The sequence below is a fragment of the Hyphomonas sp. ske169 genome (genome assembly GCF_056850855.1).
Window position 1 is genome coordinate 2,105,603 of the sequence record NZ_CP096146.1, and the last position, 13,951, is coordinate 2,119,553.

Consider the following 13,951-nt stretch of genomic DNA (forward strand, 5'->3'; position numbering starts at 1 on the left):
GCAGATGTGTCAGTCATGCGCGCGCTTTAGCGCTTGCCGCTGAGATTCGCTAGAGCGTTTATGAGCCTGGATTACCGCGCCCCGAGATAGGTCCAGCCGCGCAGCACGTACTCCAGTGGTCCGCGCTTGAATTTTGTCCGCCACAAGCTTGCAAAAATGACCGTGAACAGCGCCACCCCAAACGCGATGGCAACACAGCCTGCAGCACCGACTTGTTCGAACAGGCCGAAGCCATAGGCGTTAAAGATCAGCGATAGGATCAGGCCCTGCATCAAATAAGCGGTGAGCGATGAGGTGCCGCCGCGGGCGAGGAAGGTTTTGACCGTGCCGCCAGGCTGCTCGGCCCATTTCGCGATTAGGCCAAGATAGCTGGCGGTTGAGAACGGGCTGCCCAGCATAATGATCGCCATGCCCATCAGAATTTTAGGGCCGAAACCGCCGCCGCCTTGCAGCGTGAACCAAGCGCCAATCCCACTGATCACAAGCCCGATCGGCAAGAACACCCACCGGCAGCGTTTCCAAAACGGCGCGGAGGGGTTGGCAATCGTCCCACGTTTGACCGCAGACAGTCCGAACAGGAAAAATGAGAACGCGCCGATGCCCTGCATCATCATGCCAAAGGTGATGACCCCGCCCCAATCCGTGAACCGTTGAACGATGGCGGCGGTGAAATCGCCAGAGCGATAGGCTTCTGAATCTCGAATAGCGTCTTCGGCCATGGTCGCCATCTCGACCGTGTAATTCTCGGGATCAAAATGGCTATAGGCGGCCATGCTTGCGGCCATGAAAGCCACCAAAGTGCACTGCAATACATAGGTGCCAATGGCCCAGCCTGAGAGGGTGCGTGCACTGCTATTTCTAAACAGAAAGAGGAGGCTGCCCAGGATCGCGTACATGACCAGGATATCGCCTTGGAACAGGAAGGCGACATTGATCAGTCCAAAAGCCAAAAGGCCGAAAATGCGCCGCCAATAGCGTCCCGCAAAGCCAATCCCGCGGCGCTGCGCGGACTGCATTTGATAGGCAAAACCGACCCCGAACATAAAAGAAAACAGGGTGTAAGACTTCATCAGGAAGAACGCGTTCACGCTAAAGAAGGCGGCGCTGTCGATCTCGGTTGCAGTGCCTTCGGGGCCGTATCCAGACATCATCGGCCACGCGATGACGCCAACATTCACCACGCAAATGCCGATTAGAGCGAATGCGCGCGCAAGATCTGGGAAGATTTCTCGGCCCGCGTCTTGGGTTTCCTGGGCATAGCTCATTTTGATCCCTCCGCATTCCCTTTTTGAAATTTAGGCGCGGATCGGGGATAGGGGCAAGCGTTTGGGTTAGGCTGCCGCGAGCAGGCTCTCAAACATGCCGAGGCCATCGGTGCCGCCTTCATGGCCGCCAATCGCGCGCTCAGGGTGCGGCATCATTCCGAGCACCCGGCCATTCTCGCTGATCACCCCGGCAATATCGCGTGCGGAGCCATTTGGGTTGTCCGTGTAACGGAACGCCACGCGGCCATCGCCTTCGAGTGTGTTCAAGGTTTCCACGTCGGCGACATAATTGCCATCATGGTGCGCGATTGGGATCGTAATTTCTCCGCCCGCATAAGCATTAGTGAAGGCCGTATTGGTGGTTTCAATCTTCAAGACTTCAGGCCGACAGACAAATTCAAGGCCAGCATTGCGGATCAAGGCGCCGGGCAGCAGGCCGGTCTCACAAAGAATCTGAAAGCCATTGCAAACGCCGAGAATGTACCCGCCGCGCTCGGCATGGGCATGCAGTTGAGAGATGATTGGGCTGTTCGCCGCGACAGCACCGCAGCGTAGATAGTCGCCATAAGAGAACCCGCCCGGCACCATGACCAAGTCTGTGCCTTCAGGGATGGTTCCATCCTTGTGCCAAACCATTGCTGGCTCTTGGCCTGTGGCTTGTCTGAGCGCGACTTGGGCGTCGCGGTCGCAATTCGAACCGGGAAAGACGATGACAGCGGTTTTCATGGCCACTCCTATGTTTGGCGCAGCCTTTAGCAGGGAGTCGGGGCAAAAGGGAATATCCAGATCTGGCATTTCTCGATTGACGCTCAGACCCGGGGGCGTCAAACGGACGGCTATGTCAGATGCGCACATATATCGCGGCAATGCGCCGGTTCGCTTGAACAAGTGGATGGCTGAGCTCGGGCTCTGCTCTCGGCGCGAAGCTGAGGCCTTGATCGAGGCGGGCGGTGTGCTTGTTGATGAGGTCGTGGTCGAGCGGCCCGGCCATAAGATTGAGCCCGGACAAACCCTCACACTCGCCGCCCGGGCGCAGCAGGCAATTGCCAGCAAATTCACCGCTGTATTGAACAAGCCGGTCGACTATGTCTCAGCCCAGCCTGAAGACGATCAAGTGCCGGCGGTTCGTTTGCTGAAGACCACGAACGCAACCGATGGCACGCGTGGCCCTGCGAAAGATGCTAGCCTCGCCCCGCTTGGTCGGCTCGATCAAGATTCGCATGGTCTCTTACTATTGTCTGATGATGGCGTGCTCGCCAAAGCGATTATTGGGCCTCAGCACAGTCTCGAAAAAGAGTATTTGGTCACCGTCCAAGGCAAGATCACGGATGGGCGCCTGACCCTATTGCGCAATGGTCTCAGCTTGGATGAGCGGCGGCTCAAGCCTGCTAAGGTCACGGTCGTGGAGGGTCAAACGCTTCGATTTATCCTCAAAGAGGGCCGCAAGCGTCAGATCCGGCGCATGTGCGATCTGGTTGGATTGCGCGTGGTCGATCTTCAACGTATCCGAATTGGACCACTCGAGATGGGTGATTTGGAGACGGGTAAATGGCGGGCGTTAAAACCAAAGGAACGGGCGGCTTTGATCGCGGCCTCGCTGCCGCCCAAGCATAAACGCGTGACCGACGAAAGCGGCAAACCGATCCGTAAAGGACGGAGCTTTGTCGGGCGCGGCGGACCTAAGCCCAATCGCGATAAATCCAAGGAAGTCGAGAAAATGCGCGCGCGGTCAAAACGCCCGAAGCGCGATTAAGTTCCGGCTTCTGGAACTCCTTCGACGAATCCTGCTGTCGCATCCTCGTCACCAGGAACATAGCCGCTGCCGCCTACGGAATAGTTTGGCGTTGTGCCAGTGCGCTCCGTCCAAGGGACGCGTTGCGGTTCAGGCTCTGTCATTGGCATCGGCACGGGTGCAGGAGCTGGCGTCGGTGCTGCGACCGGCATCGGAGCCGGTTGCGGCGTCTGAGCTTGGCGTTTCACCACAGCGTTGAGATTTGCGGCAACGGGAGTCGCCGTCGGCGCCATATGAGCCGGATCTTTGAAAACGGGTTTCGGGGCCTGACGTGCCGCCTCTTGATAGGCCGGTGGAGCAGGTTGCGGGGCCGGCTGTTTCACATATTCAGGAACGACGCCCTCACCCGGACCGCGATGGACTTGCGCAGTCTGGGTCGGCGCTCCGAGCGTGACCGCTTTTCCGGGCGTCGGTTGAATCGCCGCTTGCGGACCAGGTGCGCCCATCAGCTCGGGTTCGCGAATAGGTGGCGGGTCACCAAATGTCCGCGGCACGGGCGATGGCCGCAATTGATCCAGTGGTACGGCAACCGGTTGGCGACTTTCAGGCACGCGCGGCTGATAGCGCATCGCTGCGTGGCGGGCGGGGTCCATTTGCCAAACCTCTGACATGCCAGATGTAGCGCCAGGGCGGGAAATGGCTTCTCCGGGGGTCCGTTTTAGCTCGCAACGCGGGCCCATGCGGAAGGTGGCAGGGGTTAGAGACCATGAGGCGCAGCCTTGATCGGCCGTACACTTTTGCGCGCAGGCTTCCACTGTGGTGCCGCGCTCGGAATGGTAGAGATCGCCGAACCGGTAAGTGTTGTCTTCAACCGTCAGCGGGCCGCCTTGCAGTGCAGTGTCAGCGAAGGCCGGAACGGCGAACATAGCGATGGCGAACAGGGCCGGTAAAGCGCGCATGGCTCAGATCTCTCATTACAAGCGTATGCCCGCATAATGCCACAGGTGGGCTTAATAAGGTGTGAGCGTGCAATTGAGATTTTGATTGGCGCGAATTTGCCGGTCGCGTTTGGTGATCTCGCTCGAAAACCGATTGTGCTTTTTACTCGGTTCTGAGTAGGATTAGCGATGGTTTTTCGTTGGTTGATTGCTGTCCTTCTTTTTTCCGTGTCTGCATGTATTGACAGTCCCTCAAATGCGGCGCCTGACGCGGGTCTAAAACGGATCGCGCTCACCTATGATGACGCGCCTTTGGGCGCTGGGCCGCGCTATGCAGGCGACGAGCGGACTGACGCTCTCATCGCGCAATTAGATCGCGCCGAGTCCGGCCCTGTCGCGATTTTCGTCACCACAAAAGGCCTGGATCTTCCGGACGGTGTCGCGCGGATCAATGCCTATGCGGCTGCCGGTCATTTGATCGCCAATCATAGCGATCAGCATGTTTGGGCGAGCCGGACCCCGACAAACGATTACATCGCCGATATCGATCAAGCTGAAACAAAACTCGCGCCGTTTGCCAATCGCCGTCCGTGGTTTCGGTTCCCCTTTTTGGATGAAGGCGGGCAGGGTGAGACGAATGCGGATGCCGTGCGCCGCGACGCCTTGCGCAAAGCGCTCGCCGACCGCGATTTGATCAGCGGCTATGTCACTGTGGACACCTATGATTGGCACTTGGACCGTCTTTGGTTCCAGGCCGTGCGCAGCGGGGCGGACGTGGATATGCAAGCTCTGTCGCAGGTCTATGTCGAGATGGTGTTGGACGCGGCAAACCACTATGACGCGCTCGGCCAGACGGTCTTCGGGCGTCGTCCGGCGCAGGTTTTATTGCTGCACGAAAATGATCTCGCTGCGAGTTTCTCAGCAGAGATGATTACAGCTCTAAGGGAAGATGGGTGGCAGATTATCCACCCAGATGAGGCGTTTGCGGATCCGATTGTAGACCAATTGCCGACCACACGATTTTCCGGGGCCGGCCGGGTTGCAGCCCTAGCTGCGGACGCCGGCATGCGCGGTCGCGAGGTGTTTGATCATTGGAGCGCGAGCGAGCTTGGAATAGAAGAAAAGGTTGCTGCCTATGGCGCGTTTACACCGCGCGCGGATGGCGCGGAATAGAGGCAGCGCCTAATTGCCTTCTTCAATCACACGCCGCGCAATGACCATGGCTTGAACCTCGCCTGCGCCTTCAAAAATGTTCAGGATACGCGCATCCTGCAGCACCCGGCTGATCGGATATTCCAGCGCAAATCCGTTGCCGCCATGGATTTGAAGCGCATTATCTGCTGCCGCCCACGCAGCGCGCGCGGCCAGTAATTTCGCCATGCCAGCTTCTAAGTCACAGCGTTTGTCCTGATCTTTTTGTCGGGCAGAGAAATAAGTGAGCTGCCGGATGCCGACGAGCTCTGCAGCCATCATAACCAGCTTGTTTGCGACGCGCGGGAAATTGAAGATGGGTTGGCCGAATTGAGCCCGGTCGAGGGCATAACGTAAGCCGAGCTCATAGGCGCACTGCGCGACGCCGACCGCGCGAGCGGCGGTTTGAATGCGAGCTGATTCAAAAGTCGCCATAAGGTGTTTGAACCCCATACCTTCGGTTTCGCCGAGCAGGTTCGCGGCGGGGACTTCAAATGCGTCAAAACCGATCTCGTACTCTTTCATGCCGCGATAGCCGAGCACTTCAATCTCGCCGCCGGTCATGCCGTCTGCTGGGAATGGCTGTGCATCCGAGCCACGCGGCTTTTCAGCCAGGAACATGGAAAGGCCGGAGAAATTCTTGGTCTCCGGATCAGTCCGCGCCAAGAGCGTCATCAAATCAGCTCGAACCGGATGGGTGATCCAGGTCTTGTTGCCTGTAATCTTATAGGTATCGCCGTCCTTAACGGCGCGTGTCCGTAGCGCGCCTGGATCCGACCCGGTATTTGGCTCGGTAAACACGGCGGTCGGTAGGATTTCACCGCTCGCGATCACCGGCAGGTATTTCTCTTTTTGAGCGTTTGTGCCGCCGATTAGGATCAGCTCAGCCGCAATCTCTGAACGCGTGCCGAGGGAGCCTGTCCCGATATAGCCGCGCGAGAGTTCTTCGGAGACGACGCACATGGCCGTTTTGCCCATACCGAGGCCGCCAAATTCTTCCGGGATTGTGAGGCCAAACACGCCGAGCTCAGCCATCTCGGTGACCACATCCATTGGAATGTATTCATTCTTGAGATGCCATTCGTGGGCGTATGGAACGATTTTGTCTTCGGCATATCGGCGGAACTGGTCGCGGATCATCGCCATGGTTTCGTCTTCGCCGGTATTTTCGACGGTTGCGCGGGAGAGACTATCCGGCAGGAAGGCGGCCGCGGCGGACATGCTGTCTGGCGTCAACCCACGTTCGATCAGCGTGCGCACAGCTTTGTTGTCGAACAGCGTATTGACAGCGTCTAAGGCATCAAACTCGTGGGGGCGGACCGTCTCACCTTGGTTCATCGGCACGCCGCCAACAATGTCGGCCAAGTATTTGCTGAATAGGATTTGCGCGAGCAGCGCGTCAATGTCCCCGAGCTTGCCCTCGGCTTCGAGGCGAGCGGCCCAGTTTGCCGTCTCCCTTAGTGTTTCGACATAGGTGACGAGCCAAGCATAACCATGTGCCAGATGCTGGTTCGCGGCAAAGGCGGTGCGATCGACTTTTCCAGACGGCGCGAGGATGGAACTGATCTTTGTGTGGACGGCGGATTTATAAGCGTCGCAAGCAACAATTGAATCCTGAAGCAAGCCCGTCAGACCAACTAAGACTTGGTTCTCTTTCACTTCGGCTAGTCCGTCCATGCCGATCCTCCGCGTTTCGTATCGCGCCTAGGTATATTCGCGGCTTGTAAGAGTCACGGACATTTGGATGCGGCGCAGCGAAGCATGCATGTGCAGCGGCGCGCCACAAAAAAGACTTGCAAGAAACGCCAGGGTGAATAGAACGCATGAAAAGTGATAACATAACACGAGTGGTTCCATGTCCCGTTTCCTCCTTTTAGCGTCTATTTCTCCCTTGGCTTTAACGCCGATCATCGGCGTGCAGGCCGAAGAGCTTCGAGAAGAGACGATCATTGTTACAGCGCCGGGTCCCGAACGCTCTGCAGATGAACTGGTCGGCAATGCCACCGCACTTGATCGCGAGGACATTCTTGAAACATTGAGTGCAAGCTTGGGCGACACATTGGATCGCCAGCCGGGCGTATCGACCACGTTCTTTGGTGCGGGTGCCAGCCGACCAATCCTGCGTGGGCTTGGCGCTGAGCGCGTACAAGTTTTGACCAATGGGATCGGTGTCATCGATGTGTCCGCGGCGTCTCCCGACCACCAGGTTAGCGCCGATGGGATCGACGCGGAAAAGATCGAGATTTTGCGGGGCCCAGCAGCTTTAGGCTATGGCGGTCAAGCGATTGGCGGGGTCGTTAATGTGATTGATGGCTTGATTGTGCAAGACCTGCCTAGCGAGCATGTCTCAGCCGACTTGTTCACAGCTTATAATAGCGTGAATGAAGGCACCGAGCTTGCTGGACGTGGACAATTCACCGCTGGGCAATTGGTCTTCACCCTATCCGGGTCGATGCGCGATTTCGACAATTATGACATCCCTGACTTCGCAGAGTCTTCGCTTCAGCGGGAGCTTGAAGAGGCCGAAGAGGCAGAGGAAGAAGGCGAAGAGCATAGCGAAGAGGAAGAAGTGCGCGGCACTGCGGAAAACTCTTTCGTGGAAACCCAGACTTTGGCGGCTGGCGTGAGTTGGGTCGGCGAGAATGCGTTCTTGGGTGTCGCCGTCCGCCAGCAAACTTCAGAATATGGTCTGCCGGGTCATGGTCACGAAGAAGGTCATGACGAAGAAGGTGAAGAAGAGGGCGAAGAACATAGCGAGGAAGAAGAAAACCCGTTCATCGACCTTGAACAAACCCGCGTCGATGTCCGCGGTGGCGTGACCGTTAATAATGGCTTCTTCACCGATATTATCGGTACCCTTTCCGTGGTTGATTATGAGCACACCGAGTTCGAGGCTCCAGGTGAAGCCGGTACGATTTTCGAGAATGAAGGCGTTGAAGGCCGGGTAGAGTTCGATCACACATTCGCAGGGTTCGAGGGCGCCTTTGGGTTTCAATATGCGGATCGCGAGTTCAGTGCGGTCGGCGAAGAGGCCTTTATCACACCAACCGACATCCAGAGCGTCGGGTTCTTTTTATATGAAACGCAAGAATGGGATGATGTGATCGCTGTCGAGGGCGGCCTTCGAATTGGCAATGTCGAATATGATAATCAGCAGTTCGGCTCGGCGGACTATGACTTGTTCAGCGCCTCATTTGGCGCGCACAAACATTATGAGGCGGGCTTTTGGCTGGGCGGTCAGATCTCTTATACTGAGCGGGCGCCAAACGAGAGTGAACTGTTTGCCTTTGGACCACACTTGGCGACGGATCAGTTTGAAGTTGGTAATCCCAATCTTGATAAAGAGAGCGGTCTGAACCTCGAAGGCACCGCGCGCTGGGCGGGCGACAATGCCAGTATCGGCATCAACCTGTTTGTCACTGAATTTAGCGACTTTATTTTCCTGACGCCGGGCGTTGCCCTGATTGATGGCGAAGTAACGGGTGAAGGCGATGGCTTGCCAGTCTTCCTATTCACCCAAGACGATGCGAGCTTCGTCGGCGGCGAAATCTATGGGGACTTAGTGTTCGAAGAAGGCCTGTTCGGCGCCGACTGGGAACTTACCGGCAGCGTTGATTTCGTTGATGCCGACCTCGACGGTGGCGGCGATGTCCCATTCATTCCGCCCGTGACCTTCAATGGCGATATCAGCGCCGAATGGGGCGCCTATGAGCTCGGCGCGGCTTTGACGATTGCTGGCGATCAAGATGATCCTGGCGCCGGACAGCTGCCGACCGATGGCTATACGACGTTGGATTTGCGCGGCGAAATCGACCTTTATGACTTCGGAATCGGTGGAGAAGGTACCGAAGCATTCATCGAAGCGCGCAACATCACAGACGAAGAAGTTCGGTTCGCAACATCTGTCCTGAAAGACTTGATTCCAGCACCTGGTCAGAACTTTCGCCTTGGTGTACGGGTGGCCTTCTGATGAGCACCCTCCCGTCTAGAACAGCGGTCATTGACGCCCCAGCCATCGCGCTTTCGAGCCTGTGCTTTATCCACTGCCTGATTTTGCCGGTGCTTTCTGCCAGTCTACCGAGCCTTGGCGTTTTTGCAGAAGCAGAATGGTTACACAAAGCCTTTGTCATCGCCGCATTGCCGTTCGCGCTGCTGGCTTTGAATTCAAAACGCACAAGCCTTTTTACGGCGACTTTGATCGTCACCGGATTGAGCCTGCTAATGGTCGGCGCTTTTGTGGAATCTCTGCATGATTATGAGACCCAGCTAACCGTCATTGGCGCAATCATATTGGCCTCAGGTCACGTCTTTCACTGGGCCCGTATCGGGGCGGCTGACCAATCATAAGCCAAGCGGGCTTGCTCGATCCAATCGAGATGAGAATTTAAAGGCTGCCAATTGTCGCTTTCGGCAATTGGCGCCCATAAGGCTTCGACCGTGTCGACAATCAGATCAACCGGGCGGTCCGCCTGAAAATAGGCGTGCCTTAGACGCTCTGGACGATCGGGCGCGCGCGCTTCAATTGTCGCGCGGACTTTTTCAAACGCCGGTGATGTGTAGAGCGCGGCTTGTGGGCTTTTTGCTGCGCGTTGGGCGCTGGCTTCCCCACCAAACCAATCATAGAAGGTTTGCGGCCAGTGCGCTTCTGATTCGGTGAGCCAGCCGTAAAAATCTTGCAGAAATACGAGATCCTCATGCAGGCTGGAGGCGCGCGTGAGCCCCAGCAATGCCAATGTATGTGCGGCAAAACTGTCTTGATAGGCAGGTTCATACGCGCCCAATGCCTGGCTTAGATCATCTTCGTCCGCGACGAGCGAAAGCGCGCCGCCAAGCTGTTGCAACGCCCATAGGCCTTGCGCCGGTTGACGGCCAAATCGGTACAGGCCTTGCTGGTCAAAGTAAGCAGCGGTGAAGTTTGGATCGCTTTTCGGCAGAAACCGCCAGGGCCCAAAGTCGAACGTTTCGCCGGTAATGTTGAAATTGTCGGTGTTCATGACGCCATGCACAAATCCGGCCGCCATCCATTGTCCGATCATCGCGCCGGTGGCTTGCGCCATGCGCTCAAACAGAGCCGGCGCGGCTGTGCCGAGCGCCTCATCTGCGCAGTCTGGATAATAGTGTTCAATGATATGCTGAACCAGCGCCGCCATCGCCTCGGTATCGTCGAAATAAGCCGCGCGCTGAAAGGTTCCAAATCGCAGATGTGAATGATTGAGCCGAACCAGGACAGCGGAGCGCGTTGGCGATGGCTCATCATTACGATGCAGGTCTTCACCCGTTTCAATCAAGCTGAACGCTTTTGAGGTGTTGACGCCGAGTGCTTCGAGATAGGCGGCGGCGAGGATTTCGCGCACCCCGCCTTTGAGCGTCAGCCTGCCATCGCCCTGACGCGACCATCGGGTCTGGCCGGAGCCTTTGGTGCCGAGATCAAGCAGCCGTCCGCTCGAATCCCACACTTGCGCAAACAGAAAGCCGCGGCCATCGCCGAGGTCCGGATTATAAGTATGGAACTGATGCCCGTGATAGCGCAGCGCCAGCGGGGTAGAGAGATTGCCGGGCAATGCCGCGAACTGAGCGAAGTGATTTGCCCAGGCCTCGTCGCTCAAATCCCCAAGACCAACCCGATCTGCCCATCGGCTGTTGCGAAAGCGCAACACTGATTTTGGAAACGTCGCAGGATTTGCTGCATCTGCGAAGAAGGTAGAAATTTGCTCAATAGGAACAGTCATGTGGCTGTCTAAGCGTGTTTTCGATCATTTGGATAGGCCAATTGAGCGATATCGATCCTCGATACGCAGTTCACACATTCATTGTCTCGCGTTGTCAATTTGTTTATATTGCGCTGCAGCATAGATCGTCTCTTTAACAAGTCGCTCACAAAAATATGTTCATCGGTGAAGCTGCACCAACACATGAGTTGCGGCTGCGTAAAGTTATACACGGAGGAATATATGACGCTTGGTAGAAAACTGGTATTTGGTGCCTCGCTCGCAGCCTTGATGGCTGGCGGCACAGCGATGGCGCAAGATGAAGGTGACGGCGAAGAGCTACGCCAAAACACCGTCACGGTCACGGGTTCGTTTATTCAGGGGACACCTGAAGATGCTGCGCTTCCGGTCGACGTCATCACAGCGGCAGATCTTAAACTTGAAGGCAACCCGACGGTTACCGACTTGATCAAGAACCTTGGACCTTCATCAGGTACAGACGGTCAAACCAACCAGTTTGCATCTAACGGTCTCGAAGGCACGTCAAATGTCAACTTGCGTGGTCTTGGGCCGGCGCGGACATTGGTTCTCTTGAATGGGCGCCGGCAAACGTTTTCGCCTTACGGGATCGGTGAGCAAGCGCAGCTCTTTGTAAACACCAATAACATTCCATCTGCTGCGATTGGTCGTTTGGAAGTCCTGAAAGACGGCGCTGCCGCGCTGTACGGTTCAGATGCGATCGCAGGCGTCGTGAACTTCATTACACGAGATGATTTGGACGGTCTGGAACTGTCGGGTGACTATCAAACGTTTGATGGTTCGGATGGTGAGTATCGGCTTTCAGCCGCATACGGCCTTCAAGGCGATAATTTCAACTGGGTAACCACGGTTGAGTATCAGAAGCGGACTGAAACGCCGCTACTTGAAAAAGACTGGGCGATCTCTTCAATCACCGAAAACCCGGTGGGTGGTTTCTCCTCTCTGTCCAATCCAGGTCGTTATGTCGTGATTGGTGCAGCTGGAACACCGGTTGGTGCCGAAGTGGATTCAGGCTGTGTCGCGGCAGGGGGGATCATCAACCCTGCAGTTGGTGACTGTCGCTTCCAGTTCACTCAATTCGACAATCTGGTCGAAGAAGAAGAGCAACTGAAAGTCTTCACCGAGTACAATCGCGAAATTGGCAACGGTGATCTGCACCTCGAGTTCCTCTATTCTCAAATTGAAGTGCCAGAATGGAAAACGTCTCCATCTTACCCACCGCAGGTTCTGACCAGTCAGTTCGTGCCAGCAAGCGCTCCGGGCTATCAGCAATATCTCGCTGACAATCCAGGATCAGCTCTCGCTGGTGGTATCGGCGCTCTGTTCATTGGCCGGACCTTTGGTTGGGGTGGTTTCCCAGGCACTGGCGGCGCGCAAGAAGGTATTCGTGAGTATGACTCATTCTCTGCGTCCGGTTCTTATGCCGGTACGTTCGCCAATGATGTGAACTATGACTTCGCGGTTAGCTATTCTCAGACGGAAGGCTATCGCCTGACCAATGACACCTATATTGGCGGTCTAACGGCAGCTCTGAGCGGCTTCGGCCTTTGTGCTGACCAAGTCACGGGAGCGGTGAATGCAGGTGCAGTCGCAGGCCAAGGTGGATGTGAATATTACAACCCATTCTCCAACGCGATTGCTGCCAGTGCGATTACCGGACAAGCAAATCCGAACTATGTTCCAAGTCTCGCGAACTCTGCAGAGCTCGCGGATTGGTTGACAGATCCGAATGAGACAGACGCAACGACGAGCCTTCTCGTATTTGATGCGGTATTCTCTGGAGAGAGTAACGTCCAAGCAGGCGGTGGCTCTGTAGGTTGGGCGGCCGGTGCGCAAATTCGTCGTGAGACGTATGAGGTTGATCCAAGCGATCTGACAGATCTCGCCGTCACACCCGGACCAGGCGGCACTGGACCATACTCATTCTTAGCCGGGACAAACGCGGCGGATGAGGACCAGTCAATTTTCGCGGTGTTCGGTGAACTTCAAATTCCACTTTACGATAATTTGGATCTCCAAGTTGCCGCACGCTACGAGGATTATGGCGGTGAGGTTGGCTCAACCTTCGATCCTAAAGTTGCCGCTAAGTGGCAAATCAATGATGCGTTCGCGTTCCGCGGGTCTGCTCAGACATCGTTCCGCGGGCCGACACTGAACCAATTGTCTGGCACGGTGACGACGCTTCAGTTTGTTGCACCAACGTCTGCGTTTAAAGCGGTGGATCAGTCTGGTAATCCAAACCTCAGCCCTGAAAGCGCTTTCAGCTTCAACCTCGGCGGTATTTTTCAGAATGGCGGTTTCTCCGCTTCTCTCGACTACTACAATTTCGACTTCTCTGATCCGATCATCGTGGAACAACAGTCGAGTATTATTGCCGCAGCTCTTGCCGCATTGGCGACGCCTTCGACTGACGATGATGCCATTATTGGTCGAATTTCGTTCACCGATAACAACAATGACGGGATCAACGATCCTGCTGAGATCTCGCGGATTTCGACAAACGTTGTGAACGGACCGGACATCGAAACATCAGGCTTCGATCTTCGGATGGAGAATGTTTGGGATATGGGTGCAGGCGAGTTCACACTCGGCTTGGACTCAACCTACATTATCGAATACGAGGTCGGTGATCTTGATATTGATGGCGTGACCATTGCGGGCGGTGATCGTGTTGATCAGTTCAACCGCTCAAACTTCTCGCGGTCTTTGCCGCAGTGGAAAGCAAATGTGACAGCCAACTATGCGGTCGGCGATCACAATTTCCGCGGTGTCGTTCGTCACATCGACTCATATGATGATGAGCGCGGTGACATTACCGGAAATGGTTCTGACAAGATCGACAGCCAAACAACGCTCGACTTGTTCTACAACTGGGACGCCCCATGGGATATCGATCTCGGGCTCTCTGTTGTGAATGCGTTTGATGAAGATCCACCATTCGCAGCGTTCGATTTGAACTACGATCCGTATACGCACAATCCGTTCGGTCGTACGTTTAAGATTAGCCTGACAAAGACTTTTGGCGGTAGCTAAGTCTTAGGGAACATCTAGACACTGAAAAGGGCGACCAAACGGTCG

General features: G+C 55.9%; 10 protein-coding genes. 5 read left to right on the forward strand and 5 right to left on the reverse strand.

Annotated elements, in window-relative coordinates:
- Positions 1–71: 71 nt before the first annotated feature.
- Positions 72–1,265 (reverse strand): DUF418 domain-containing protein, encoded by a 1,194-nt coding sequence (locus tag MY069_RS10270; RefSeq protein WP_482793689.1) that lies wholly within the window; start codon positions 1,263–1,265, stop codon positions 72–74.
- Between the two features lie 66 nt (positions 1,266–1,331).
- The gene (gene purQ, locus MY069_RS10275) at positions 1,332–1,991 is read right to left on the reverse strand and encodes a phosphoribosylformylglycinamidine synthase subunit PurQ (protein WP_482793690.1); all 660 of its coding nucleotides are present in this window, start codon (positions 1,989–1,991) and stop codon (positions 1,332–1,334) included.
- A gap of 112 nt (positions 1,992–2,103) precedes the next feature.
- Here purQ and MY069_RS10280 point away from each other — a divergent pair, with 112 nt between their 5' ends.
- Complete coding sequence (locus tag MY069_RS10280) at positions 2,104–3,018, forward strand: pseudouridine synthase (protein ID WP_482793691.1); 915 nt, start codon at positions 2,104–2,106, stop codon at positions 3,016–3,018.
- Here MY069_RS10280 and MY069_RS10285 read toward each other — a convergent pair.
- Complete coding sequence (locus tag MY069_RS10285) at positions 3,015–3,956, reverse strand: PAN domain-containing protein (RefSeq protein ID WP_482793692.1); 942 nt, start codon at positions 3,954–3,956, stop codon at positions 3,015–3,017. The genes MY069_RS10280 and MY069_RS10285 overlap by 4 nt on opposite strands.
- A gap of 168 nt (positions 3,957–4,124) precedes the next feature.
- Between MY069_RS10285 and MY069_RS10290 the strand changes: the two genes are divergently transcribed.
- The gene (locus tag MY069_RS10290) at positions 4,125–5,108 is read left to right on the forward strand and encodes a polysaccharide deacetylase family protein (protein ID WP_482793693.1); all 984 of its coding nucleotides are present in this window, start codon (positions 4,125–4,127) and stop codon (positions 5,106–5,108) included.
- Between the two features lie 9 nt (positions 5,109–5,117).
- Here the strand turns inward: MY069_RS10290 and MY069_RS10295 are convergent, their stop codons facing one another.
- Positions 5,118–6,803, reverse strand: coding sequence for an acyl-CoA dehydrogenase family protein (locus MY069_RS10295; RefSeq protein WP_482793694.1), 1,686 nt, complete (start codon positions 6,801–6,803; stop codon positions 5,118–5,120).
- Positions 6,804–6,981: 178 nt separating this feature from the next.
- On the opposite strand from MY069_RS10295, the gene MY069_RS10300 reads away from it, so the two are divergent.
- Both MY069_RS10300 and MY069_RS10305 read left to right on the forward strand, forming a co-directional pair.
- Positions 6,982–9,096 (forward strand): TonB-dependent receptor, encoded by a 2,115-nt coding sequence (locus MY069_RS10300; RefSeq protein WP_482793695.1) that lies wholly within the window; start codon positions 6,982–6,984, stop codon positions 9,094–9,096.
- Positions 9,096–9,473, forward strand: a complete 378-nt coding sequence (locus MY069_RS10305; RefSeq protein WP_482793696.1) for a MerC domain-containing protein — start codon at positions 9,096–9,098, stop codon at positions 9,471–9,473. Before MY069_RS10300 ends, MY069_RS10305 begins: the two co-directional genes overlap by 1 nt.
- Here the strand turns inward: MY069_RS10305 and MY069_RS10310 are convergent.
- Positions 9,437–10,855, reverse strand: a complete 1,419-nt coding sequence (locus tag MY069_RS10310) for a protein adenylyltransferase SelO family protein (protein WP_482793697.1) — start codon at positions 10,853–10,855, stop codon at positions 9,437–9,439. The two genes, MY069_RS10305 and MY069_RS10310, sit on opposite strands and share 37 nt — an antisense overlap.
- A 222-nt stretch (positions 10,856–11,077) precedes the next feature.
- On the opposite strand from MY069_RS10310, the gene MY069_RS10315 reads away from it, so the two are divergent.
- Complete coding sequence (locus tag MY069_RS10315) at positions 11,078–13,906, forward strand: TonB-dependent receptor domain-containing protein (protein ID WP_482793698.1); 2,829 nt, start codon at positions 11,078–11,080, stop codon at positions 13,904–13,906.
- Positions 13,907–13,951 lie beyond the last annotated feature (45 nt).

Coding starts and splice junctions, on each gene's coding strand:
- MY069_RS10295 (WP_482793694.1), bottom strand. CDS start 6,803: ATGGACGGACTAGCCGAAGTGAAAGAGAACCAAGTCTTAGTTGGTCTG.
- MY069_RS10305 (WP_482793696.1), top strand. CDS start 9,096: ATGAGCACCCTCCCGTCTAGAACAGCGGTCATTGACGCCCCAGCCATC.
- MY069_RS10315 (WP_482793698.1), top strand. CDS start 11,078: ATGACGCTTGGTAGAAAACTGGTATTTGGTGCCTCGCTCGCAGCCTTG.
- MY069_RS10310 (WP_482793697.1), bottom strand. CDS start 10,855: ATGACTGTTCCTATTGAGCAAATTTCTACCTTCTTCGCAGATGCAGCA.
- MY069_RS10290 (WP_482793693.1), top strand. CDS start 4,125: ATGGTTTTTCGTTGGTTGATTGCTGTCCTTCTTTTTTCCGTGTCTGCA.
- MY069_RS10285 (WP_482793692.1), bottom strand. CDS start 3,956: ATGCGCGCTTTACCGGCCCTGTTCGCCATCGCTATGTTCGCCGTTCCG.
- MY069_RS10280 (WP_482793691.1), top strand. CDS start 2,104: ATGTCAGATGCGCACATATATCGCGGCAATGCGCCGGTTCGCTTGAAC.
- MY069_RS10300 (WP_482793695.1), top strand. CDS start 6,982: ATGTCCCGTTTCCTCCTTTTAGCGTCTATTTCTCCCTTGGCTTTAACG.
- MY069_RS10270 (WP_482793689.1), bottom strand. CDS start 1,265: ATGAGCTATGCCCAGGAAACCCAAGACGCGGGCCGAGAAATCTTCCCA.
- purQ (WP_482793690.1), bottom strand. CDS start 1,991: ATGAAAACCGCTGTCATCGTCTTTCCCGGTTCGAATTGCGACCGCGAC.